At 75.5% G+C, this 22,151-nt stretch carries 17 protein-coding genes and 1 pseudogene; all 18 read right to left on the reverse strand.

Annotated elements, in window-relative coordinates; all coding sequences use genetic code 11:
* Positions 1-69 precede the first annotated feature (69 nt).
* The 18 genes and pseudogenes from WA616_RS10655 to WA616_RS10740 all read right to left on the reverse strand — a co-directional run bounded on the left by WA616_RS10655 (position 70) and on the right by WA616_RS10740 (position 22,070).
* Positions 70-1,557: a glutamate synthase subunit beta gene (locus tag WA616_RS10655; protein WP_336029612.1), complete on the reverse strand. Its 1,488-nt coding sequence runs from the start codon at positions 1,555-1,557 to the stop codon at positions 70-72.
* The gene (gene gltB / locus WA616_RS10660) at positions 1,550-6,211 is read right to left on the reverse strand and encodes a glutamate synthase large subunit (protein WP_336029614.1); all 4,662 of its coding nucleotides are present in this window, start codon (positions 6,209-6,211) and stop codon (positions 1,550-1,552) included. The genes WA616_RS10655 and gltB overlap by 8 nt, the downstream gene beginning before the upstream one ends.
* Before the next feature lie 329 nt (positions 6,212-6,540).
* The gene (gene lgt / locus WA616_RS10665; RefSeq protein ID WP_336029615.1) at positions 6,541-7,542 is read right to left on the reverse strand and encodes a prolipoprotein diacylglyceryl transferase; all 1,002 of its coding nucleotides are present in this window, start codon (positions 7,540-7,542) and stop codon (positions 6,541-6,543) included.
* Positions 7,539-8,336, reverse strand: a complete 798-nt coding sequence (gene trpA / locus WA616_RS10670) for a tryptophan synthase subunit alpha (RefSeq protein ID WP_336029616.1) — start codon at positions 8,334-8,336, stop codon at positions 7,539-7,541. The genes lgt and trpA overlap by 4 nt, the downstream gene beginning before the upstream one ends.
* Positions 8,333-9,685 carry a tryptophan synthase subunit beta gene (gene trpB / locus WA616_RS10675; protein WP_336029617.1) on the reverse strand — a complete coding sequence of 451 codons (1,353 nt, stop codon included), beginning with the start codon at positions 9,683-9,685 and terminating at the stop codon, positions 8,333-8,335. The genes trpA and trpB overlap by 4 nt, the downstream gene beginning before the upstream one ends.
* 43 nt (positions 9,686-9,728) lie before the next feature.
* Positions 9,729-10,538, reverse strand: a complete 810-nt coding sequence (gene trpC / locus WA616_RS10680; protein WP_336029619.1) for an indole-3-glycerol phosphate synthase TrpC — start codon at positions 10,536-10,538, stop codon at positions 9,729-9,731.
* 60 nt (positions 10,539-10,598) lie between these two features.
* Positions 10,599-11,252: a Trp biosynthesis-associated membrane protein gene (locus WA616_RS10685; protein WP_336029621.1), complete on the reverse strand. Its 654-nt coding sequence runs from the start codon at positions 11,250-11,252 to the stop codon at positions 10,599-10,601.
* Positions 11,249-12,805, reverse strand: coding sequence for an anthranilate synthase component I (locus WA616_RS10690; RefSeq protein WP_336029622.1), 1,557 nt, complete (start codon positions 12,803-12,805; stop codon positions 11,249-11,251). The genes WA616_RS10685 and WA616_RS10690 overlap by 4 nt, the downstream gene beginning before the upstream one ends.
* Positions 12,792-13,163, reverse strand: a complete 372-nt coding sequence (gene hisI, locus WA616_RS10695) for a phosphoribosyl-AMP cyclohydrolase (protein WP_073422616.1) — start codon at positions 13,161-13,163, stop codon at positions 12,792-12,794. The genes WA616_RS10690 and hisI overlap by 14 nt, the downstream gene beginning before the upstream one ends.
* A 36-nt stretch (positions 13,164-13,199) precedes the next feature.
* Positions 13,200-13,688, reverse strand: a complete 489-nt coding sequence (locus tag WA616_RS10700) for a hypothetical protein (RefSeq protein ID WP_336029625.1) — start codon at positions 13,686-13,688, stop codon at positions 13,200-13,202.
* A complete protein-coding gene (locus WA616_RS10705) occupies positions 13,685-14,338 on the reverse strand; it encodes a hypothetical protein (protein WP_336029627.1) in 654 nt (217 codons plus the stop codon). Before WA616_RS10705 ends, WA616_RS10700 begins: the two co-directional genes overlap by 4 nt.
* Positions 14,335-15,987, reverse strand: a complete 1,653-nt coding sequence (locus WA616_RS10710) for an FAD-binding dehydrogenase (protein WP_336029628.1) — start codon at positions 15,985-15,987, stop codon at positions 14,335-14,337. The genes WA616_RS10705 and WA616_RS10710 overlap by 4 nt, the downstream gene beginning before the upstream one ends.
* Before the next feature lie 10 nt (positions 15,988-15,997).
* On the reverse strand, positions 15,998-16,540 hold the full coding sequence (locus WA616_RS10715; protein WP_336029629.1) for a hypothetical protein: 543 nt from the start codon (positions 16,538-16,540) through the stop codon (positions 15,998-16,000).
* A gap of 62 nt (positions 16,541-16,602) precedes the next feature.
* Positions 16,603-17,022 carry a hypothetical protein gene (locus tag WA616_RS10720; protein WP_336029630.1) on the reverse strand — a complete coding sequence of 140 codons (420 nt, stop codon included), beginning with the start codon at positions 17,020-17,022 and terminating at the stop codon, positions 16,603-16,605.
* 118 nt (positions 17,023-17,140) lie between these two features.
* The gene (locus WA616_RS10725; RefSeq protein WP_336029947.1) at positions 17,141-17,413 is read right to left on the reverse strand and encodes an HNH endonuclease signature motif containing protein; all 273 of its coding nucleotides are present in this window, start codon (positions 17,411-17,413) and stop codon (positions 17,141-17,143) included.
* Positions 17,387-18,370, reverse strand: a pseudogene (locus tag WA616_RS10730) (DUF222 domain-containing protein); the annotation flags it as partial. The pseudogene WA616_RS10730 and the gene WA616_RS10725, both read right to left, overlap by 27 nt.
* Positions 18,371-18,471: 101 nt before the next feature.
* Complete coding sequence (locus WA616_RS10735) at positions 18,472-20,298, reverse strand: ABC transporter ATP-binding protein (protein WP_336029631.1); 1,827 nt, start codon at positions 20,296-20,298, stop codon at positions 18,472-18,474.
* Entirely contained in the window at positions 20,295-22,070 is a 1,776-nt protein-coding gene (locus tag WA616_RS10740; RefSeq protein WP_336029632.1) for an ABC transporter ATP-binding protein, read from the reverse strand. Before WA616_RS10740 ends, WA616_RS10735 begins: the two co-directional genes overlap by 4 nt.
* Positions 22,071-22,151: the final 81 nt, after the last annotated feature.

Genomic DNA, 22,151 nt, shown 5'->3' on the forward strand with positions numbered 1-22,151 from the left:
ACGGGCAGGGCCGCGCCCCGCGGTGTCGCGGGGCCCGGCCCTGGCCGGTGTCGTCCGGAGGACGACGGTTCAGCGCAGCGCGACCGCCGTCGGGGTGACCGGCCGGGGCAGCATGGAGCTGCCGGTCAGCCAGGAGTCGACGGCGCCGGCGGCGGCGCGGCCCTCGGCGATCGCCCACACGATGAGCGACTGTCCGCGGCCCGCGTCCCCGGCGACGAAGACGCCCGGCACGGTGGTCATGAACTCGCCGTCGCGGGCGACGTTGCCGCGCCCGTCGACCTCGAGCCCGAGCGCCTCGACCAGGCCCTCGCGCTGCACGCCGGTGAAGCCCATCGCCAGCAGGACGAGCTGGGCGGGGAGCTCGCGCTCGGTGCCCTCGACCTTCTGGAACCGGCCGTCGACCCGCTCGACCTCGTGGATGACCAGGGCGCGCACGCGGCCCTGCTCGTCGCCGAGGAACCGCTCGGTGTTGACCGAGTACAGCCGCTCGCCGCCCTCCTCGTGCGCGGAGGAGACGCGCATGATCATCGGGTAGGTGGGCCAGGGGTTGCCCTCGGACCGCTGGTCCGGCGGCGCCGGCATGATCTCCAGCTGGGTGACCGAGCGCGCGCCCTGCCGGTGCGAGGTGCCCAGGCAGTCCGCGCCGGTGTCGCCGCCGCCGATGATCACGACGTCGAGGCCCTTCGCGGAGATCGGCGGGTCGTCGAGCTCGCCGAGCGCCTGGCGGTTGCCGAAGGGCAGGAACTCCATGGCCAGGTGGATGCCGTCGAGCTCCCGGCCCGGCGCGGGCAGGTCGCGGCCGATGGTCGAGCCCGCGGCCACGACGACGGCGTCGTACTCGCCGCGCAGCTGCTCGGCCGACAGGTCCTGCTCCCCCGAGCCGCCGACCTCGACGCCGGTGACGAAGCGGGTGCCCTCGGCGCGCATCTGGTCCAGGCGCCGGTCCAGGACGGCCTTCTCCATCTTGAACTCGGGGATGCCGTAGCGGAGCAGGCCGCCCACCTTGTCGGCCCGCTCGTACACGGTGACGTCGTGCCCGGCGCGGGTGAGCTGCTGGGCGGCGGCGAGGCCCGCCGGCCCGGAGCCGACGACGGCGACCCTCTTGCCGGTGCGCTCGGCCGGGGCCTGGGGCTCGACGTGGCCGCGCTCGAAGGCCTGGTCGATGATCTCCCACTCGATCTGCTTGATCGTGACCGGCGAGTCCTGCAGGTTCAGCACGCAGGAGCCCTCGCAGGGCGCGGGACACAGCTTCCCGGTGAACTCCGGGAAGTTGTTCGTCGCGTGCAGCCGCTCGATGGCGTCGCGCCAGTCGTCACGGCGGGCGAGGTCGTTCCACTCCGGGATCAGGTTGCCCAGCGGGCAGCCGTGGTGGCAGAACGGGATGCCGCAGTCCATGCACCGCGCGGCCTGCTGGCGCAGCGCCGCGACCGGGTAGACGCCGTCCTCACCGTTCTGGCGGGAGAGGTAGACGTCCTTCCAGTCCAGGATGCGGACGTCGACCGGCCGCCGGGGCGGCAGCGCCCGCTCGTACTTCAGGAACCCCGTGGAGTCAGCCACGTGCGGCCTCCATCACTGCTCGATCGACGTCGGTACCGGCGGCCTCGGCGGCGCGCCGGGCCTCGAGGGCGCGACGGTAGTCGCGCGGCATGATCACGCTGAACTGCTCGGACCAGCGGCCCCAGTCGGCCAGCAGGGCGCCGGCCACCGGCGACTCGGTCTCGGCCTGGTAGCGCACCAGGACCTCGCGCAGCCACTGCGAGGACTCCCCGTCCAGCGGCTCGACGTCGACCATCTCGGTGTTCACCCGGTGCCGGGCGAGGTCGAGGACGTAGCCGACGCCGCCGGACATGCCGGCCGCCACGTTGCGCCCGGTCGGCCCGAGGATCACCGCGCGGCCGCCGGTCATGTACTCCAGCGCGTGGTCGCCGACGCCCTCGACGACGGCCAGCGCGCCGGAGTTGCGCACGCAGAACCGCTCGCCGACCCGCCCGCGCAGGAAGATCTCCCCGCCGGTGGCGCCGTAGCCGATCACGTTGCCGGCGATGACGTTGTCCTCGGCGGCGAAGGTCGCCTCCGGCGCCGGGCGGACGACGATCCGCCCGCCGGACAGGCCCTTGCCGACGTAGTCGTTGCCGTCGCCGAGCAGCCGCATGGTGATGCCGCGCGGGACGAAGGCGCCGAAGGACTGGCCGGCCGACCCGGTGAAGGTCAGGTCGATGGTGCCGTCGGGGAGACCCTCGCCGCCGAAGCGGCGGGTGACCATCGAGCCGAGCATGGTGCCGACGGTGCGGTTGACGTTGCGCACCGGCAGCTCCAGGCGCACCGGCCGCGCGTCGAGCAGGGCGCCCTCGCACAGCTGGATCAGCGTCTGGTCCAGCGCGACGTCGAGGCCGTGGTCCTGGGTGCGGACCGCCCGCAGGGCCGCGCCCTCGGGCAGCGCCGGCCGGGCGAGCATCGGCGAGAGGTCCAGGCCGCTGGCCTTCCAGTGGTCGACCGCGCGCCGGGTGTCGAGCAGCTCGCTGTGGCCTACCGCCTCGTCGACCGAGCGGAAGCCCAGCTCGGCGAGGTGCTGCCGGACCTGCTCGGCGAGGAACTCGAAGAACGTGACGACGAACTCCGGCCGCCCGGTGAACCGCTTGCGCAGCTCCGGGTTCTGCGTGGCCACGCCGACCGGGCAGGTGTCGAGGTGGCAGACCCGCATCATCACGCAGCCGGAGACGACCAGCGGGGCGGTGGCGAAGCCGTACTCCTCGGCGCCGAGCAGCATCGCGATGACGACGTCGCGGCCGGTCTTCATCTGCCCGTCGGCCTGCACCACGATCCGGTCGCGCAGCCCGTTGGCCAGCAGCGTCTGCTGCGTCTCGGCGAGACCGAGCTCCCACGGCGAGCCCGCGTGCTTCAGCGAGGTCAGCGGGGCGGCGCCGGTGCCGCCGTCGTGCCCGGAGATGAGCACGACGTCGGCGTGCGCCTTGCTGACGCCGGCCGCGACCGTCCCGACGCCGACCTCGGCGACGAGCTTGACGTTGATCCGCGCCCCGTCGTTCGCGTTCTTGAGGTCGTGGATGAGCTGCTTGAGGTCCTCGATCGAGTAGATGTCGTGGTGCGGCGGCGGGCTGATCAGGCCGACGCCCGGCGTCGAGTGCCGGGTGCGGGCCACCCACGGGTAGACCTTGCCGCCGGGCAGCTGGCCGCCCTCACCGGGCTTGGCGCCCTGCGCCATCTTGATCTGGATGTCGTCGGCGTTGACCAGGTACTCGCTGGTGACGCCGAACCGGCCGCTGGCCACCTGCTTGATCGCCGAGCGGCGCAGGTCGCCGTTCGGGTCGGGCACGAAGCGGTCGGGGTCCTCGCCGCCCTCACCGGTGTTGGACTTGGCGCCCAGCCGGTTCATGGCGATCGCGAGCGTCTCGTGCGCCTCCTGCGAGATGGAGCCGTAGCTCATCGCGCCGGTCTGGAAGCGCTTGACGATCTCGCTGACCGGCTCGACCTCCTCGATCGGCACCGGCGGGCGCTCGCCCGTCCTGATCGAGAACAGGCCGCGCAGCGTGCCGGCGTCCTCCGACAGCTGGTCGACGGTCTCGGTGTAGCGCTGGAACACCTCGAACTGCCGCGAGCGGGTGGCGTGCTGGAGCAGGAACACCGTCTCGGGGTTGAACAGGTGCACCTCGCCCTCGCGGCGCCACTGGTACTCGCCGCCGGTCTCCAGCCGGCGGTGCGCCCGCTCGGTCGGGTTCTCCGGGTAGGCGCGGCGGTGCCGCATCGCGACCTCCTCCGCGAGGACGTCGACACCGACGCCGCCGAGGGGACACGAGGTGCCGGTGAAGTACTCGTCGACGACGTCCTGCGACAGGCCGACGGCCTCGAAGATCTGCGCCATCGTGTACGAGCCGACGGTGCTGATGCCCATCTTGCTCATGACCTTGAGGACGCCCTTGCCGAGCGCCTTGACCACGTTGCGTACGGCCTGCGCCGGCTGCACGCCGGTGAGGACGCCGTCGCGGATGAGGTCCTCGATGGACTCGAACGCGAGGTAGGGGTTGACCGCGGCCGCGCCGTAGCCGAGCAGTAGCGCGACGTGGTGCACCTCGCGGCAGTCGCCGGACTCGACGACCAGGCCGACCTCCATGCGGGTCCGCTCGCGCACCAGGTGGTGGTGGACGGCGGCCGTCATGAGCAGCGACGGGATGGGGGCGCGCTTCTCGTCGCAGTCGCGGTCGGAGAGCACGATCACCCGGGCGCCGGCCGAGATGGCCTTGCTGACCTTGGTGCGCAGGTCCTCGATCGCCTGCACCAGCGCGGGGCCGCCGCCGGTGACGTCGAAGTGGCCGGTGATCCGGACGGCGGCGAAGCCGGGCAGGTCGCCGTCGTCGTCGATGTGCAGGATCTTGGCCAGCTCGTCGTTGTCGATGACCGGGTAGGGCAGGTACACCTGCCGGCACGACGCCGGGGTGGCCGTGAGCAGGTTCTGCTCCGGGCCGAAGGTGCGGCCCAGGCTGGTCACCAGCTCCTCGCGGATGGCGTCCAGCGGGGGGTTGGTCACCTGGGCGAACAGCTGCCCGAAGTAGTCGTAGAGCTGCCGGGAGCGGTCCGACAGCGCCGCGATCGGGGTGTCGGTGCCCATGGAGCCGATCGGCTCGGCGCCCGAGGACGCCATCGGGGTGAGCAGGACGCGGAGGTCCTCCTCGGTGTAGCCGAACAGCAGCTGCCGGCGGACGACCGACTCGTGGCTGGGCCGCGCGCGCCGCCGCTCGGGCAGCGAGGGCAGGTGCACGAGGCCGGCGTGCAGCCAGTCCTCGTAGGGGTGCTCGGCGGCCAGGGCGCCCTTGACGTCCTCGTCGGAGACGATGCGCCCGGAGGCGGTGTCGACGAGGAACATCCGGCCCGGCTGCAGCCGGCCCTTGGCGACGACGTCGCTCGCCGGGATGTCGAGCACTCCGGCCTCGCTGGCCAGCACGACGAGGTCGTCGCGGGTGCGCCACCAGCGGCCCGGGCGCAGGCCGTTGCGGTCGAGGACGGCGCCGATGAGCGTGCCGTCGGTGAACGCGACGCAGGCCGGCCCGTCCCAGGGCTCCATGATCGAGGAGTGGAACCGGTAGAAGGCCCGGCGGGCCGGGTCCATCTCGTCGTGGTTCTCCCACGCCTCCGGGATCATCATCAGCACCGCGTGCGGCAGCGAGCGGCCCGACAGGTGCAGGAGCTCGAGCACCTCGTCGAAGGTCGCCGAGTCGCTGAAGTCGCTGGCGGTGACCGGGAAGATCCGCTCCAGGCCGAGCTCGGTGGCGGGGCCGGCGGGGCCGTCGAACAGCTCGGTCTCGAGCTTGGCCTCGCGGGCGCGCATCCGGTTGCGATTGCCCTTGATCGTGTTGATCTCGCCGTTGTGGGCGATGAACCGGAACGGGTGGGCCAGCGGCCAGCTCGGGAAGGTGTTGGTGGAGAACCGGCTGTGCACCAGCGCGATCGCCGACTCGTAGCGCTCGTCGCGCAGGTCGGGGAAGAACGCGGGCAGCTGGTCGGTGGTCAGCATGCCCTTGTAGGTGATGGTGCGGCTGGACAGCGAGACGACGTAGAGCGAGCTGCCGGCCTCGCGGGCCTCCCGCTCGGCGCGCTTGCGCAGCACGAACGAGCGCCGCTCGAGCCGGGTGACGCCGTTGACCGCGCGCGGGCCGCCGAACGCCGCGGCGTCGGCGCGGGCGCCCATCGTCTCGGCGACGAACAGCTGGCCGAAGTGCGGCATGACGGCGCGGGCGGTCGGGCCGAGGTCGGCGCCGTCGGGGTCGACCGGCACGTCGCGCCAGCCGAGGACGGTCAGGCCCTCCTCGGCGGCGATCCGCGCGACGTCGGCGTAGCGGGCGGCCCGCTCGGCCTCGTCGGTGGGGAGGAAGGCGATGCCCACGGAGTACTCGCCCAGCGGCGGCAGGTCGAAGTCGACGCTGCCGCGCAGCAGCGCGTCGGGCACCTGGGTGAGGATGCCGGCGCCGTCGCCGGAGTTGGGCTCGGAGCCGGCGGCACCCCGGTGGTCGAGGTTGTGCAGCGCGGTGAGGCCCGCGGCCACGATCGCGCGCGAGCGGCGGCCCCGGGCGTCGGCCACGAAGGCGACGCCGCAGGCGTCCGAGTCGTTCGCCGGGTCGTAGAGGCCGGCGGCCGGCGGGGTGGCCGAGAACGGCACGGCGGTACCGGTGGTGCGGGGCGCGGGGGTGGTGGACCCGGACATGATCACTCCCGTCGTCGGCGCGGACGCCGTCCAGGGGACGGCGTGGGGCTCTCGGCCCGGCCGGTGGTCAGAGGGTGCGGTGCGTCAGATGCGGTGCACAGGAGCAGGCGAGGACAGCGAGGAGCCGACCGCCGGCCGGGACACGGTGGCCCGGGCCGGTCGGGGACCGGCGGCCCCGCGGGTGGTGCCGCGGGGTCGTCGTCCCGCGGGGCAGCGCTGGCCCGGTTCCGACGCGGTGACCACCCAGGATCACTGGGGGATCTGAACGGAAGGGTACACAGCCGTAACACCCCGCTCACCGGCGTAAACCGGTTCGTCGGCGCGTCCCGTCAGGGCGTCCCCGGCGTGTCGTGAGACCGGTCACTCCCGCGCGACCGGCGGCCGGCATCGGTGCTGGTGGAGGCCCCGTCGGCGTCCCCCCGGACCACGGCGGCGGTGTCGTCCGCATCACGGTCCGAGGTGCCACCGGCGGCGAGACCGGCCGTGCGACCGGCGTCGTCGCCGATCCCGTCTCCGTCCCGGTCGAGCACCTCACCGGGACGGCCGCGCTGCCAGACGAGATAGGCCACGGCGAGCAGTCCGACCACGACGCAGGTGACCACGTTGAGCCGGACGCCGAGCAGCCGGTTGGCGTCGTCGATGCGCAGCGCCTCGATCCACACCCGGCCGGCGCAGTACAGAGCGACGTAGAGCGCGAAGGCGCGGCCGTGGGAGAGCCGGAAGCGGCGGTCGGCCCACACGACGACGGCGGCCGCGGCGAGGTTCCACAGCAGCTCGTAGAGGAACGTCGGGTGGAACGTGGCGAACTGCTCGTAGCCCCGCTGGCGGTGCTCGGGGTCGATCTCCAGCGCCCAGGGCAGCGTGGTGGGCCGGCCGAAGAGCTCCTGGTTGAACCAGTTGCCGAGCCGGCCGATGGCCTGGGCCACGAGCAGGCCGGGGGCGATCGCGTCGCCGAAGGCCGGCAGCGGGATGCCGCGGCGGCGGCACGCGATCCAGGCGCCGACGCCGCCGAGGGCGATGGCGCCCCAGATCCCGAGGCCGCCCTCCCAGATGTAGAGCGCCCGCACCGGGTCGCCACCCTCGCCGAAGTAGGGCTGCGGGGTGGTGATGACGTGGTAGAGCCGGCCGCCGAGGATGCCGAAGGGCACCGCCCAGATGGCGATGTCGAGCACCTCACCGGGCCGCCCGCCGCGGGCCACCCAGCGCTTCTCGGCGATCCAGCAGGCGGCGACGATGCCGGCGATGATGCAGAACGCGTAGGCGCGCAGCGGGAACGGCCCGAGGTGCCAGACGCCCTGCGACGGGCTCGGGATGGCGGCGAGGACGCTCACGGGCGCACCGCCTGGCGGCGCACGCCCTCGGCCAGCTCCTGCGACAGCCGCCGGACGCCGTCGGCGCCGCGGCCCTCGAGCATCTCGCGCACGTAGGCCGACCCGACGATGACGCCGTCGGCGAAGCCGGCCACCTCGGCGGCCTGGTCGCCGTTGGAGACGCCGAGGCCGACGCAGACCGGCACGTCGGTGACCGCCCGGGTGCGCGTCACCAGCGTCTCGGCCGCGTCGCCGACGGTGGCGCGGGTGCCGGTGACGCCCATGGTGGAGGCGGCGTAGACGAAGCCGCGGCAGGCCGCGGTGGTGGAGCGCAGCCGGGCGTCGGTGGACGACGGCGCGACGAGGAACACCCGGTCCAGGCCCCGCTCCTCCGACGCCGCGAGCCAGGCTCCCGCCTCGTCGGGGATGAGGTCGGGGGTGATGGCGCCCGCTCCCCCGGCGGCGGCGAGGTCGGCGGCGAACCGCTCGACGCCGTAGCGCTCGATGGGGTTCCAGTAGCTCATGACCACCGGCACGGCGCCGGCGGCGTCCACGGCCCCGACGGCGCGCAGCACGTCGCGGATGCCGACGCCGGCGCGCACCGCGGGCTCCACGGCCTGCTGGATGACCGGGCCGTCCATGCCGGGGTCGGAGTAGGGGACGCCGATCTCGACGACGTCGGCCCCGCCCTCCACGGCCGCGACCATGCCGGCGATCGACGCCTCGACGTCGGGGTAGCCCACCGGCAGGTAGGCCACCAGCGCGGCCCGGCCCTCGGCGCGCGCGGCGCGGATGCGCTCCTCCAGGCGGCTCACGCCACTCCCCCCGCGTCCTGCCCGGGCACCGCGTCGCCGGAGGCGACGGCGCCCTCGGTCGCGTGCTGGTCGGTGTCCATCCCGGGGCCGGGGTCGACCTCCGTGCGGTCGCCGAGGCCGAACCAGCGCGACGCGGTCTCGACGTCCTTGTCCCCCCGGCCGGAGAGGTTCACCAGCAGCAGCGCGTCCGGGCCCAGTTCCCGGCCCAGCCGCATCGTGCCGGCCAGGGCGTGCGCCGACTCGATCGCCGGGATGATCCCCTCGGTCCGGCACAGCAGCGCGAAGGCCTCCATGGCCTCGGCGTCGGTGACGGGGCGGTACTCGGCGCGGCCGATGTCGTGCAGGTGGCTGTGCTCGGGACCGACGCCCGGGTAGTCCAGGCCCGCGCTGATCGAGTGCGACTCGACGGTCTGGCCGTTGTCGTCCTGCAGCAGGTACGAGCGGGCGCCGTGCAGCACGCCCGGGGCGCCGCCGGTGATGGTGGCGGCGTGCCGGCCGGTGTCGACGCCGTCGCCGCCGGCCTCCAGCCCGATCAGCCGCACGCCGTCGTCGGGCACGAAGGCGGTGAAGATGCCGATCGCGTTCGAGCCGCCGCCGACGCAGGCGAGGACGGCGTCGGGCAGCCGGCCCTCGCGCTCGAGCACCTGGGCGCGCGCCTCGTCGCCGATGACCCGCTGGAAGTCGCGGACCATCGCCGGGAACGGGTGGGGCCCGGCGACGGTGCCGAAGACGTAGTTCGTCGTCTCGACGTTGGTCACCCAGTCGCGGAACGCCTCGTTGATGGCGTCCTTGAGGGTGCGTGAGCCGGTGGTCACCGGCACCACCTCGGCGCCGAGCAGCCGCATGCGGGCGACGTTGAGCGCCTGCCGGCGGGTGTCTTCCTCGCCCATGTAGACGGTGCAGGACAGCCCCATGAGGGCCGCGGCGGTGGCGGTGGCGACGCCGTGCTGGCCGGCGCCGGTCTCGGCGATGACGCGCTGCTTGCCGATCCGCCTGGTGAGCAGCGCCTGGCCCAGCACGTTGTTGATCTTGTGCGAGCCGGTGTGGTTGAGGTCCTCGCGCTTGAGCAGCACCCGCGCGCCGCCGCAGTGCTCGGCGAAGCGGGGCACCTCGGTGACCGGGCTGGGGCGGCCGGTGTAGTCGCGCTGGAGGGCGGCGAACTCGGCGAGGAACGCCGGGTCGACGCGCATGGCCTCGTAGGCCTCGGTGAGCTCGTCGAGCGCGGCGATCAGGGCCTCGGGCACGAAGCGGCCGCCGAAGACGCCGAAGTGGCCCGTGGCATCCGGCCAGGACGGCCGCGCCGGCGGGGCGGGTCGTTCCTGGGTCGGGTGCACGGCGCTGCTGGTCATGCGCCCAGTGTCCCGCGCCCGGCGGCGCTGGTGGTGGAGGGGGTCAGCGGGTCGTGCGCGGCACGGCGGGGTGCGACCCGGCGGTGACCAGGTCGGCCACGGCCTGCCGGGCGTCGCCGGCGGTGACCAGGCCCTCGCCGACCAGCACCGCGTCGGCGCCGGCGGCGGCGTAGGCGATGAGCTCGCGCGGGCCGCGGACGCCGGACTCGGCGACCTTGACGATCCCCGAGGGCAGGCCGGGGGCGATCCGCTCGAAGGTGCCGAGGTCGACGGCGAGGGTGGTGAGGTCGCGGGCGTTGACCCCGATCACCGAGGCCCCGGCGTCCAGCGCCCGGTCGGCCTCGGCCTCGGTGTGCACCTCGACCAGCGCGGTCATGCCGAGGGACTCGACCCGCTCGAGCAGGCCCAGCAGGGCGTTCTGCTCGAGCGCGGCGACGATGAGCAGGACGACGTCGGCACCGTGGGCGCGTGCCTCGTGCACCTGGTAGCTGCTGACGACGAAGTCCTTGCACAGCACCGGCACGTCGACCGCGGCGCGGACGGCCGCGAGGTCGGCGTGCGAGCCGCCGAACCGGCGCCGCTCGGTGAGCACGCTGATGACCCGGGCGCCGCCGCCGGCGTACTGGCGGGCGAGCACCGCCGGGTCGGGGATGTCGGCCAGCGCGCCCTTGCTGGGGCTGCGGCGCTTGACCTCGGCGATGACGCCGACGCCGGGGGCACGCAGGGCGGCGAGCGCGTCGCGGGCGGGGCAGGCGTCGCGGGCGGCGGCCCGCACCTCGGCCAGCGGGGTGGCCGCCTCGCGCGCCGCGACGTCCTCGCGGACGCCGGCGACGATGTCGTCGAGGACGGTCACACCGCCTCCTCGCTGCTGGGGGTCGGCCGGTCCCGGTGCCGGTCGGACGGTGGACCCAGCCTAGCGACGGCGGCCCGGGGCCCCGGCCGCCGGGTCACCGGCGGTCCCCCCGGCGCCGTCCCCCGGCCGGTCCCCGTCGGTCGGGTCGTCGGTCGGGTCGTCGCCGCGGTCGAGGGCGCGCCAGGCGTCGAGCGCCCGGTCCTCGTCGGTGCGCGCACGGGCGGGTGCCGGCGCGCCGGCGCGCTCGTAGCGGCGGCCCATGCCGGGCCAGCGCCGCCCGCGCAGCACGACCAGCACCCCGGCCGCGACCGCGACGGCGGCGGCCACCAGGACCAGCACCGGCCAGGCCGCGGCCACCTCGGCGGACCGCTCCTCCCCCGCTCCGGCCGTTCCGGGGTCGGCGCCGCCGGTGAGCACCCGCAGCCCCGACCAGGCCAGCGCCCCGCCGGCCAGCACCACGAGCACCCCGACGGCGACCCGCCCGGCGCCGCGCACGGCGAGCACCGCGACGGCGGCGGCGAGCAGCAGCAGGCCGGCGGCCGGGACCAGCGGCGCGAGCGAGGACCCGGTGAGCGTCTCGGTGACCGGGGGCAGCGGCGGGCGCCGGGTGACGGTCACCGTCGACCAGGTCTGCCCGCCGGCCGACAGCGCCAGCGCGCCGGCCAGCGCGCAGCCGGCGAGCGCCGTCCCCGTCTCCCGCCGGGCGGTGCTCACCGGACCTCCCGCATGCCCTCCGCCGTCGCGATCGCCGACAGCACCGCGCGCGCCTTGTGCCGGGTCTCGGCCTCCTCGGTGGCGGGGTCGCTGTCGGCGACGACGCCGGCGCCGGCCTGCACGTAGGCGCGACCCTGGTGCAGCACGGCGGTGCGGATGGCGATGGCCATGTCCATGTCGCCGCTGGCGTCGACGTAGCCGACGGTGCCCGCGTACAGCGCCCGCCGCGTGGGCTCCAGCGACTCGATGATCTCCATGGCCCGCGGCTTGGGGGCGCCGGAGACGGTGCCCGCCGGGAACGTCGCGTCGAAGACGTCGAGGGCATCGCGGCCGGGCTCGACCTCGCCGGAGACGGTCGAGACCAGGTGCATGACGTGGCTGTAGTACTCGACCCGCATGAAGTCGGGCACCTCGACCGTGCCCGGCACGCACACCCGGCCGAGGTCGTTGCGCGCCAGGTCGACGAGCATGACGTGCTCGGCGCGCTCCTTGGGGTCGGCCAGCAGTCCCTCGGCGAGGCGGATGTCCTCCTCCTCGGTGGCCCCGCGCGGGCGGGTGCCGGCCGGCGGGTGGACGACGGCGGAGCTGCCGGTCACGGTGACCAGCGCCTCCGGGGAGGACCCGACGACGTCGAACGGCGACTCCCGCCCCGCGAAGCGCAGCAGGTACATGTACGGCGAGGGGTTGGTGGCGCGCAGCACCCGGTACAGGTCGAGCGCGTCGACGCCGGTGTCGGTCTCGAACCGCTGCGCGAGCACGACCTGGAAGGCGTCGCCGGCGCGGATGTGCTCGCGCACGGTCTCGACGCCGGCCTCGTACTCCCCCGGCGCCATGGTGCTGCGCACCGGCGGCGGGTCGGCCGGGGTGAAGGTGGCGACGCCCGGCGGGACGGCCTTGGTGAGGTCGGCGGCCATCGCGTCGAGGCGGGCGACGGCGTCGTCCCAGGCGGCCTCCCGGGCGGCCTCCCCGGCGGCCTCCCGGGCGGCGTCCCTGGCGGCATGGCGGTCGCCGGCGCCCGGCAGCGCGTTGGCGATGAGCAGCACCGTGCCGTCGGTGTGGTCGAGGACGGCGAGGTCGGTGACCAGGCTGAGCGCCAGCTCGGGCATGCCCAGGTCGTCGGTGGCCGTGGCGGGCAGCCGCTCCAGCCGCCGGACGACGTCGTAGCCGAGGTACCCGACCAGTCCGCCGGTGAGCCGCGGCAGGCCCGGGGTGCGCGGCGAGCGCAGCCGGCGGGCGAGCGTGCGGACGGCGGCCAGCGGGTCGTCGGGCAGGTCGTCGGTGAGGCCGGGCAGCGGGTCGCCGAGCCACAGGGTGCGGCCGTCGCGCTCGGTCAGCACGCCGGCGCTGCGCACGCCGACGAAGCTGTAGCGCGACCACCGCTTGCCCTGCTCGGCGGACTCCAGCAGCACGGTGCCCGGGCGGTTGCCGGCGAGCTTGCGGTACACGCCGACGGCGGTCTCGCCGTCGGCCAGCAGCCGCCGGGTGACCGGCACGACCGTCTGCTGCGCGGCGGCGAACTCCTCCCGCGAGGGCGTGGTCTCACCGAGCCGCACGGCCGGCCCCCAGGTCGCGGTGGAAGCAGCTGCGCTCGCCGGTGTGGCAGGCCGGGCCCTCCTGGTCGACGAGCACCAGCAGCGCGTCGCCGTCGCAGTCCAGGCGCACGTCGCGCACCCACTGGCGGTGCCCGGAGGTCTCGCCCTTGACCCAGTACTCCTGCCGGCTGCGCGACCAGTAGGTGGCCCGGCCGGTGGTCAGAGTGCGGTGCAGGGCCTCGTCGTCCATCCAGGCGACCATGAGGACCTCACCGGTGTCGTGCTGCTGGACGACGGCGGCGACGAGCCCGGCGGGGTCGCGGGTCAGGAGCGCGGCCACCTCCGGGTCCAGCCCGGAGGCGGTGGGGACGGCGGACATGCGCCCGATCGTCCCACCGGGCGGGGGCGGTGCCGCTCAGCGGGCCTGCGGGAGTCCCCCGGCGGACGCGCGGGCGGCCAGCCACGCGGTCGTGGACGCCGCCCGGGCGCGCGAGGCGACCCAGACCGCTCCCACGCCGGGCAGGGCAGCCAGGAGCCCGGCGAGGACGAGCCCGTCGCCGTCCTCGCCGGACAGCATCCCGGCGGCCAGTGCCAGCAGCCAGTAGAGGGTCACCGCGACCTGCACCGCGACGGCGACGTACAGCAGGCCCCGCCCGGCGCCGGTGAGCAGCAGCAGCGCACCGCCCAGGAACAGCAGCCCGGCGACCAGGGTGACGCCGAGGACCGGCACGAGGACGTCGAAGAGGACGGCGGCGAGCCCGTCGAGCTCCCGCCACGGCACCGACAGCCCGACCAGGAGGGCGAGGAACCCGCCCGGCAGCGCGGCCAGCGCCAGCACGACCGCCGTCCAGCCGGCCTGGTGGACCGACCCGGGCCGCGGCGGCAGCGGGATCCGGCCGGTCATCGCCGGACGGCCTCGTCGGTGCCGGCGGCCCACCGCCGGACCGGGCCGACGAGCAGCAGGCCGAGGGCGACGGCGGGCGCGGCGGTGAAGAACAGCACCCCGACGACGAGCACCGCGACCGGGCCGACGACGTCGTCCGAGAAGCCGTCGAGCGTGCTGAGCCGGACCACCCAGTACAGGGAGAGCGCGAGCTGGACGCCGAGCGCGGCGACCAGCGTCGCCCAGCTCCCCCGGCCGCGGCGGTTGAGCACGAGGACGCCACCGACCACCAGCGCGACGGCCGACAGCAGCTGCACGACGGTCACGACGGTCGCCTCGGTGACGAGCGCGTCGGCCTGCGCGTCGCCGCCGAACTCGGTGGCCAGGAACCCGAACGTGCTGGCCAGGAGGAGCAGGTAGGCCGAGGAGAGGGCCACCGCGGCCGCCTGCACGAACGACAGCACCGCGGCCGCCACGACCTGCCCGGGCCGGCGCGGGCGGGCCGGTGCGGGGGGCCCGTAGGTCGGCCACTGCTGTGGCGGCCAGCCGTATCCGGGCGGGGCCCAGCCGCCGTACGGCTGCGGCGGCGGGGCGGAGACCGGCGGCCCGGCGTAGGCGACCGGCTCGGTCTCCGTGGCCGGGTCCGACCAGGGGCTGCCCGGGTGCGTCACAGGGCGGCCGCCAGCGCGCGGCCGGCCACCCGCCCGGAGAAGAGGCAGCCGCCGAGGAAGGTGCCCTCGAGCGAGCGGTAGCCGTGCACGCCACCGCCGCCGAACCCGGCGACCTCGCCCGCCGCGTACAGGCCGGGGAACACCTCGCCACCGGGCCGCAGCACGCGGCCGGACAGGTCGGTCTCCAGCCCGCCGAGGGACTTGCGGGTGAGCAGGTTGAGCCGGACGGCGATGAGCGGGCCGGCCTCGGGGTCGAGCAGCCGGTGCGGCGGGGCGACGCGGATGAGCTTGTCGCCGAGGTAGTTGCGCGCGCCGCGGACGGCGGTCAGCTGCAGGTCCTTGGTGAAGGCGTGGTCCACCGCGCGGTCGCGGGCGAGCACCTCGCGCTCGACGGTCGCGAGGTCGATGGCCGGGCTGCCGCCGGTGACCCGGTTCATCCCGGCGACGAGCTCGGGCAGCGAGGTGGCGGTGACGAAGTCCTCGCCGCGGTCGAGGAACGCCTGCACCGGCGCGGACACGCCCGCCTTGACCCGGTTCAGCAGGAGGCGGACGTCCTTGCCGGTCAGGTCCGGGTTCTGCTCGGAGCCCGACAGCGCGAACTCCTTCTCGACGATCTTCTTCGTCGCGACGAACCAGGTGTGCTCGTGGCCGGTCTGCCCGATGTGGGCGAGCGTGCCGAGGGTGTCGAAGCCGGGGAACAGCGGCACCGGCAGGCGGTTGCCGGTCGCGTCGAGCCACAGCGACGAGGGCCCGGGCAGGATCCGGATGCCGTGGCGCGCCCACACCGGCGAGTGGTTGGCGATGCCCTCGGTGTAGTGCCACATGCGGTCGGCGTTGACGACGTTGGCGCCCGCGGCCTGGGTGGCCTCGAGCATCAGCCCGTCGACGTGCGCGGGCACGCCCGACAGCAGCCGCTGCGGCGCCGGCCCGAGGCGGGCCGGCCAGTTGCGGCGCACCAGGTCGTGGTTGCCGCCGATGCCGCCGGAGGTGACGACGACGGCCTGCGCGCCGATCTCGAACTCGCCCGCCGCGGTGCGCGAGCTGGCCTCCCCGCGGGCGGCGTCGCTGGGCTCGAGCACCTCGCCGCGCACGCCGGTGACAGCGCCGTCGGTGACGACCAGGCCGGTGACCCGGTGGCGGAAGCGCAGCTCCACCAGGCCGCGGTCGACGGCGGCGCGCACCCGCCGGGCGAAGGGCTCGACGATGCCGGGGCCGGTGCCCCACACGATGTGGAACCGCGGGACCGAGTTGCCGTGGCCGGTGGCGGTGTAGCCGCCGCGCTCGGCCCAGCCGACGATCGGGAAGAACCCGATGCCCTGCTCGCGCAGCCACGCGCGCTTCTCACCGGCCGCGAACTGCAGGTAGGCCTCGGCCCACTGCCGCGGCCAGTGGTCCTCGGCGCGGTCGAAGCCGGCGGTGCCGAACCAGTCCTGGCGGGCGAGCTCCAGGGAGTCGCGCACCCGCAGCCGGCGCTGCTCGGGGGAGTCGACCAGGAACAGCCCGCCGAAGGACCACCAGGCCTGGCCGCCGAAGGAGGCCTCCGGCTCCTGCTCGACGAGCACCACCCGCGTGCCGGCGTCGGCCAGCTCGGCGGTCGCCACCAGCCCGGCCAGCCCGGACCCCACCACGACGACGTCTGTGTCAGCCACGGGCGGCACGCTAGCGGCCGCGGCTCCCGGTGCGGCCGGGACGAGCCGGGGCGGGGGCCGGGTTCCCCCGGCCGGGCCGCGTCCACTCCCGGATCGGGCGGCGCACGGCGAGCACCAGGCAGCCGAGCGGGCCGGCGAGCAGGAGCAGCGACCACCCCACCCCGCTGCCGTCGCCGATGGCGCCGAACAGCAGCGCGGAGGCGAGCAGCAGGAGCATCGGCAGCACGGCGGCCATCGCCAGCACCAGCCAGCCGCGGCCCCGGCCGCGCAGCACGAGGGCGGCCCCGGCGAGGGCCAGCAGCGCCAGCGCGGCGGAGACGACGACGTACCAGTGCAGGCCCGGGTCGGGCTCCCACAGCAGCCAGCCGAGGTAGAGGTCCTCGGCGGCGACGAGCAGGCCGAACACGGCGGCGAACGGCGCGGTGAGCGGGCGGCCCGGCGGGAGCGGCGGCGGACCGGTCCGCCGGACCGCCGACGACGGCGCGGCCGCCGCACGGGGCGAGCGGCGGGTCGTCGTCCGGGTCGTCGTCCGGCGGGAGGAGGACGACGGCATGCCGCGCAGCGTAGGAGCGCCGCCTGGACGGTCCCTGTCAGGCCCGTGTCAGGCCCGTGTCCTCAGGCCCGGCGGCCGCGGCGCGCCGCCCGGGCCTCGGCCGACCAGCGGCCCACCGCCGGCGTCATCGCCAGCGCTGCGGCGACGACCGGGCACAGGGCCAGCACGAACGGCCCGGCACCCACCGACTGCCCGACCGACGCGGAGATCACGGCGATCAGCACGGCCCCGGCGACGGTGGCGAGCGCGGCGACCACCAGCGGGACGCGGCCGCGCCGCAGCAGGAACCAGCCCAGGGCGAACAGCTGCAGCAGCGGCAGGAGCAGCAGCAGGCCGGTCTCGAGCCAGTTGCGCCCCGCGTCGGCCTCGAGCCCGCCGAGCGCGATGACCAGGAACGCCACCACGACGAGCGGCAGCACGCCGAGCGCGGCGACGATGGCCGCGGCCAGGGCCGGTCCGGGGATCCGCGAGGGCGCGCTCATGCGGCGCAGCCTAGGAGACCGGTGATCACGCCGGTCGCCTCGTGGACCGCTCCCCGTCCGCCGGGCATGCCTGCGAGCCGCCGTCCCGGGGCGGGCGGCGGCGCGACGGGTCGTGGAGTCAGGTGCGCAGCCGGGTGGTGGCGATGAGGATCTCGGTGCCGTCGGGCCGCCAGGTGCGCCACCGGTCGCCGACGCGTTGCACCCGGTACCCGGAGTGGACCTTGGTGTGGTGGCGCTCGCAGAGCAGGGCGGAGTTGCCGAGGCTCGTCTCGCCGCCATGTGCCCAGTGCAGGAGGTGGTGGACGTCGCAGAACCAGGTCGGGGCCTGGCAGCCGGCGAACACGCAGCCGGCGTCGCGCAGCTCGGCGGCGCGGCGGATGTGCGGCGGCACGATCCGCTGGGTGCGGCCGACGTCCAGCGGCAGCCCGTCGGGGTCGAGCACGACGCGGGTGAGGCCCGCGTCGCAGGCGATCCAGCGGGCGCGGGCGGCCGACAGGGTGGCGCCGGTGGCGGTGCGCGCCGCGCCGGGTGCGGTGGCGCTGCCGGTGAGGTCGGCCAGCGGCACGGTGACCACCACCTGCGGCTTGCTGCCCCGCAGGACCGGCAGGTCGCCGGTGGCGAGCTGGTTGTCGGCCAGCTGCACCAGCGCGTCGCCGGTGCGCTGGGGACGGGAGCGGTCGTCGCCGGCGCAGCGGGAGGCGGCCTGCACCGATTCCAGGGCGGTGGCGACCTTCTGCCCGCCGACGGCGTCGAGGTGCCCGCCGATGGTTCAGGTGCCGTCGGGGTGCTGCACGAGGGTGACCGCCCGCTCGGTCGCCGGGTCGGGCTCGGTGCCGTCGGGGTCGAGCTTGGCCAGGTAGTCCCCGACCGCCTGCTGCAGCTGCCGGTGGGTGCCGGTGCAGGCCAGCTGCACGAGTGCCGCCTCCACGGCGCTGACGTCGATGCCCTGCGCGCGGGCCAGATCGAGGTGGGCGGGGGTGACGATCACGGCGATGACGTCGACCTGGTCGGCGCCGATGCATCCCTGCGCGTAGGCGCGGGCGGTCGCCGGCAGCAGCTCCAGGGCGCGGCCGTGCCGGACCAGGTCACCGGCCCAGGCGCCGGAGATCCGCGGGACGCCGCGCAGCCAGCCGCGGACGGTCCGCGCGCCGTCGTGCTCGCTCGCGCCGCGCACGTCGCTGCGGCGAACCACCCGGGTCAGCTCGGCGTGCACCCGGTGGGCGGCGGCGACGAGCTCACGGGCCCGGTCGAGCAGCTCGGCGTCGCCCACCTCGTCCAGGTCGACCGCGGACAGGGCGTCGAGCGCGGAGGCCAGCTCACCCACCCCGACCACCTCCCGGCATCGCATCGAACGTGTGTTCGAGACTAGCCGATCGGGAGCGGCCACACAAGGCGAAAGGGCAGGTCAGCGGCCGGTTCGACTGTCCCCTGAGCCTGAGACGGGGCGCGTCAACCGACGCGCTCGGGCGCCGCGGCCGAGGAGCGCCGCCACGAGGCGTGCAGCCGCGCGTAGGGGCCGACGGCGTCGACCAGGTCGGCGTGCGTGCCGCGCTGGACCACCCGGCCCCCGTCGACGACGAGCACCTCGTCGGCGCGCTCGGCGGTGGACAGCCGGTGGGCGATCGTCAGCGTGGTGCGGCCCTCGGTGAGCCGGTCCAGCGCCAGGGTGAGCCGCCGCTCGGTGGCCGGGTCGACGGCGCTGGTGGCCTCGTCGAGGACCAGCAGGTCGGGCGCGGCGACGTGGGCGCGGGCGATGGCGACCAACTGCCGCTCCCCCGCCGACAGCGACTCGCCGCGCTGGCCGACCGCCGTCGCGACGCCGTCGGGCAGGCCGGAGAGCCAGTCGCCCAGGCCCAGCTCCTCGAAGGCCGCCGTCACCTCGGCGTCGGTGAGGCCCGGCCGGCCGTAGCGGACGTTGTCGGCGACGGTGGCGTCGAAGAGGAACCCGTCCTGCGGCACCATGCCCACCCGGCGGCGCAGGGAGGCGAACGCGACCTCGGTCAGCGGCACCCAGCCGCCGGCGTCGGAGCCGAGCAGCACGCGGCCCGCGGTGGGGTCCATGAGCCGGGTGACGAGCTTGGCGAACGTCGTCTTGCCCGAGCCGGTCTCGCCGACGACGGCGTAGCGGCGCTGCGGCGGGAGGACGAGGTCGACGTCGTCGAGCGCCGCGCGGGCGCCCGGGGCGTAGCGGAAGGTGACGTGCTCCAGCGCGACGCCGAGCGGCCCGGCGGGCAGCTCGCGGGCGGCGCCGGTGGCGGCGGGGTCGCGGACGTCGGGCTCGGTGTCGAGGACGTCGAGCACGCGGCGGAACCCGGCGATCGCGTTCTGGCCCTCGTTGAGCACCTCGGTGGCGGTCTGCACGGGGGCGACGAACAGCGTGACGAGGAACAGGAAGGCCACGAGGGTTCCGGCGCTGACCTGCCCGGCGAGGCCGAGCAGGACGCCGACGACGATGACGGCGGCGTTGGCGACGGCGGCCACGAGCTCGCCGCTGACGAACACCGCGGCGGTCACCTTCTGCGCGTCGACCTGGGCGCGGTAGTGCCGGCCGATGGAGCGGTCGAGGCGGGCCGCCGTCCGCTCGCGGATGCCGTAGGCGCGGACCGTGGAGGCGCCGACGACGGACTCCGAGACCGCGGCCAGCACGTCGCCGACCCGCTCGCGGACGATGCCGTAGGCCACCTGCAGGCGGCGGGCGAACCAGCGCACCGCGATCGCCAGCGGCACGAAGCAGACGACGACCAGCAGGGTCAGCTGCCACGAGTAGATCGACATGACGACGGTGGCGACGACCAGCTGGCCGAGGCTCACCACGCCGATGACGCCGCCCCACTGCATGAAGGTCGACAGCTGGTCGACGTCGCTCGTGACGCGGGAGACCAGCGAGCCGCGGCGCTCGCCCTGCTGGTGCAGCACCGACAGGTCGTGCACGTGCCGGAAGGCCCGCGCGCGCAGCCCGGCCAGCGCGGTCTCGGTGGTGCGGAAGAGCCGCACGTTCATCCGGTAGACCGCGACGCCGGTGACCAGCACGACGACGGCGCAGACGAGGACCAGCGTGCGGACCAGTCCGAGGTCGGGGCCGCCCGGGGCGAGCAGGCCGCGGTCGATGACCTGCTGGACGGCGATCGGCACGACCACGCGGCCGGCGGTGGCGACGAGCGCGAGCGCGAAGGTGGCGGGCAGGCCGCGGCGGAACTCCGGCAGCATCCGCAGCCCGCGCCGCAGCGTGGCGAAGGCGCCCTCGCGCCGCTCGCCGGTCGCGCTCACCGCGCTCACGCCGCCACCTCCGCCTGCGCGTAGGCGCGGACCAGGGCGGCGTAGCCGGGCACCGTGGCCAGCAGCTCCTCGTGGCTGCCGCGGGCGGTGACCCGCCCGTTCTCCAGCCACACCACCTTGTCGGCCAGCGCGATCGTGGCCTGCCGGTAGGCGACCACGACCACGGTGGAGGGGCGGTCGGCGGAGCGCAGCGCGTCGAGGATGCGGGCCTCCACGGCGGGGTCGACGGCGCTGGTGGCGTCGTCGAGGACCAGCAGGCGGGGCCGGCGGACGACGGCGCGGGCGAGCGCCAGGCGCTGCCGCTGGCCGCCGGAGAGCGTGGCGCCGCGCTCGCCGACCCGGGTGTCGAGGCCCTCGGGGAGCCGGTCGACGAAGTCGTCGGCGGCGGCCACCCGCAGCGCGGCGCGGACCTCGTCGTCGTCGTACCCGGCGCCGAGGGTGACGTTGCCGCGGACGGTGTCGTCGAACAGGAAGGTGCCCTGCGGCACGAACGCCGCCTGGCCGCTGACCTCGCCCTCGCGCAGCCGCCGGACGTCGACGCCGTCGAGCAGCACCTCGCCGCTCGCCGGGTCGACCAGCCGGACGAGCAGGCCGGCCAGCGTGGACTTGCCGGAGCCCGTGGGCCCGACGACGGCGACCGTGGAGCCGGCGGCCACCTCGAACGTGACCCCGGAGAGCACCGGCCGGCTCGCGCCGTCGAAGACGTGGTCGACCGCGCGCAGGCCCAGGCGCGCGCCGCCGTCGCCGGGGGCCGCGGCCTCCGGGCCGTGCGGGGTCTCCCCGGTGGCGTCGAGGACGGGGGTGACCCGGTCGAAGCCGGCGAGCGCGCGGGGCAGGTCGGCGAGCACCCAGCCGATCGCGCGGATGGGCAGCGCGAGGAGGGTGAACAGGTAGGCGATGCTCACCAGGTCGCCGGCGTCGGTGGCGCCCGAGGCGACCCGGCCGGCGCCGACCACCAGCACCGCGAGGGTGCCCAGGTTGGGCAGCGCCTCCATGAGCGGGTCGAACAGGCCGCGCACCCGGCCGACCGCGACCAGGCCGTCGCGCAGCTCCTCGGCGCGCTCGGTGAACCGGGCGCTCTCGACGTCCTCGCGGCCGAGGGTCTTCACCACGAGGCCGGCGTCGAAGCTCTCGTGGGCGATCTCGCTGACCTCGGCGCGCAGCTGCTGCGCGCGCTGCATGCGCGGGCTCATCACCTGCGAGTAGACGGCGTTGAGCACGAACACCAGCGGGAAGACGACGAGGCCGACCAGGGCCAGCAGCGGGTCGGTGAGCACGAGCGCGACGACGGTGATCGCGATCATCACCAGCGTGCCGCAGGCGAAGGGCAGCGGGGAGACGAAGTACCAGGCCGACTCGACGTCGGAGTTGGCGTTGGACAGCAGCTGCCCGGTGGGGTGGCCCTGGTGCCAGGACAGCGGCAGCCGCAGGTACTGCGCGGTGACGCGGCGGCGGTAGTCGGCCTGCAGCCGGTAGGCCATGATCCCGGCGAACAGGCGGCGGCCGAGGATGCCGAGGATCTTGAGCAGCGCGACGCCCATGAGCACGGCGACGGCGAGGGTGAGCGCGCCGGCGGTGGTGTCGCCGTCGGCGAAGGCCGGGAGCACCACGCGGTCGGTGATCCCGCCGATGACGAACGCCGACAGCACGGTCATGCCGGCGTAGAGGCTGCTGGCGAGGACGGCGAGCGTGAACATCGTCCGCTGCTCGCGGATGGCCAGGCCGACGTGGCGCAGACCCCGCCGGACGACGGCGTCTCTGGCGCGGGGCACGGTTCTCCTCGGGGTCCGACCGCGGAGGTCCGCGGTCGTTAGTCAGGCTAACCGGTACCGCCGACAGGGGCCTGCGGGTTT

It is taken from the genome of Geodermatophilus sp. FMUSA9-8 (genome assembly GCF_037034165.1).
In the GTDB taxonomy this organism is placed as follows: domain Bacteria; phylum Actinomycetota; class Actinomycetes; order Mycobacteriales; family Geodermatophilaceae; genus Geodermatophilus; species Geodermatophilus nigrescens.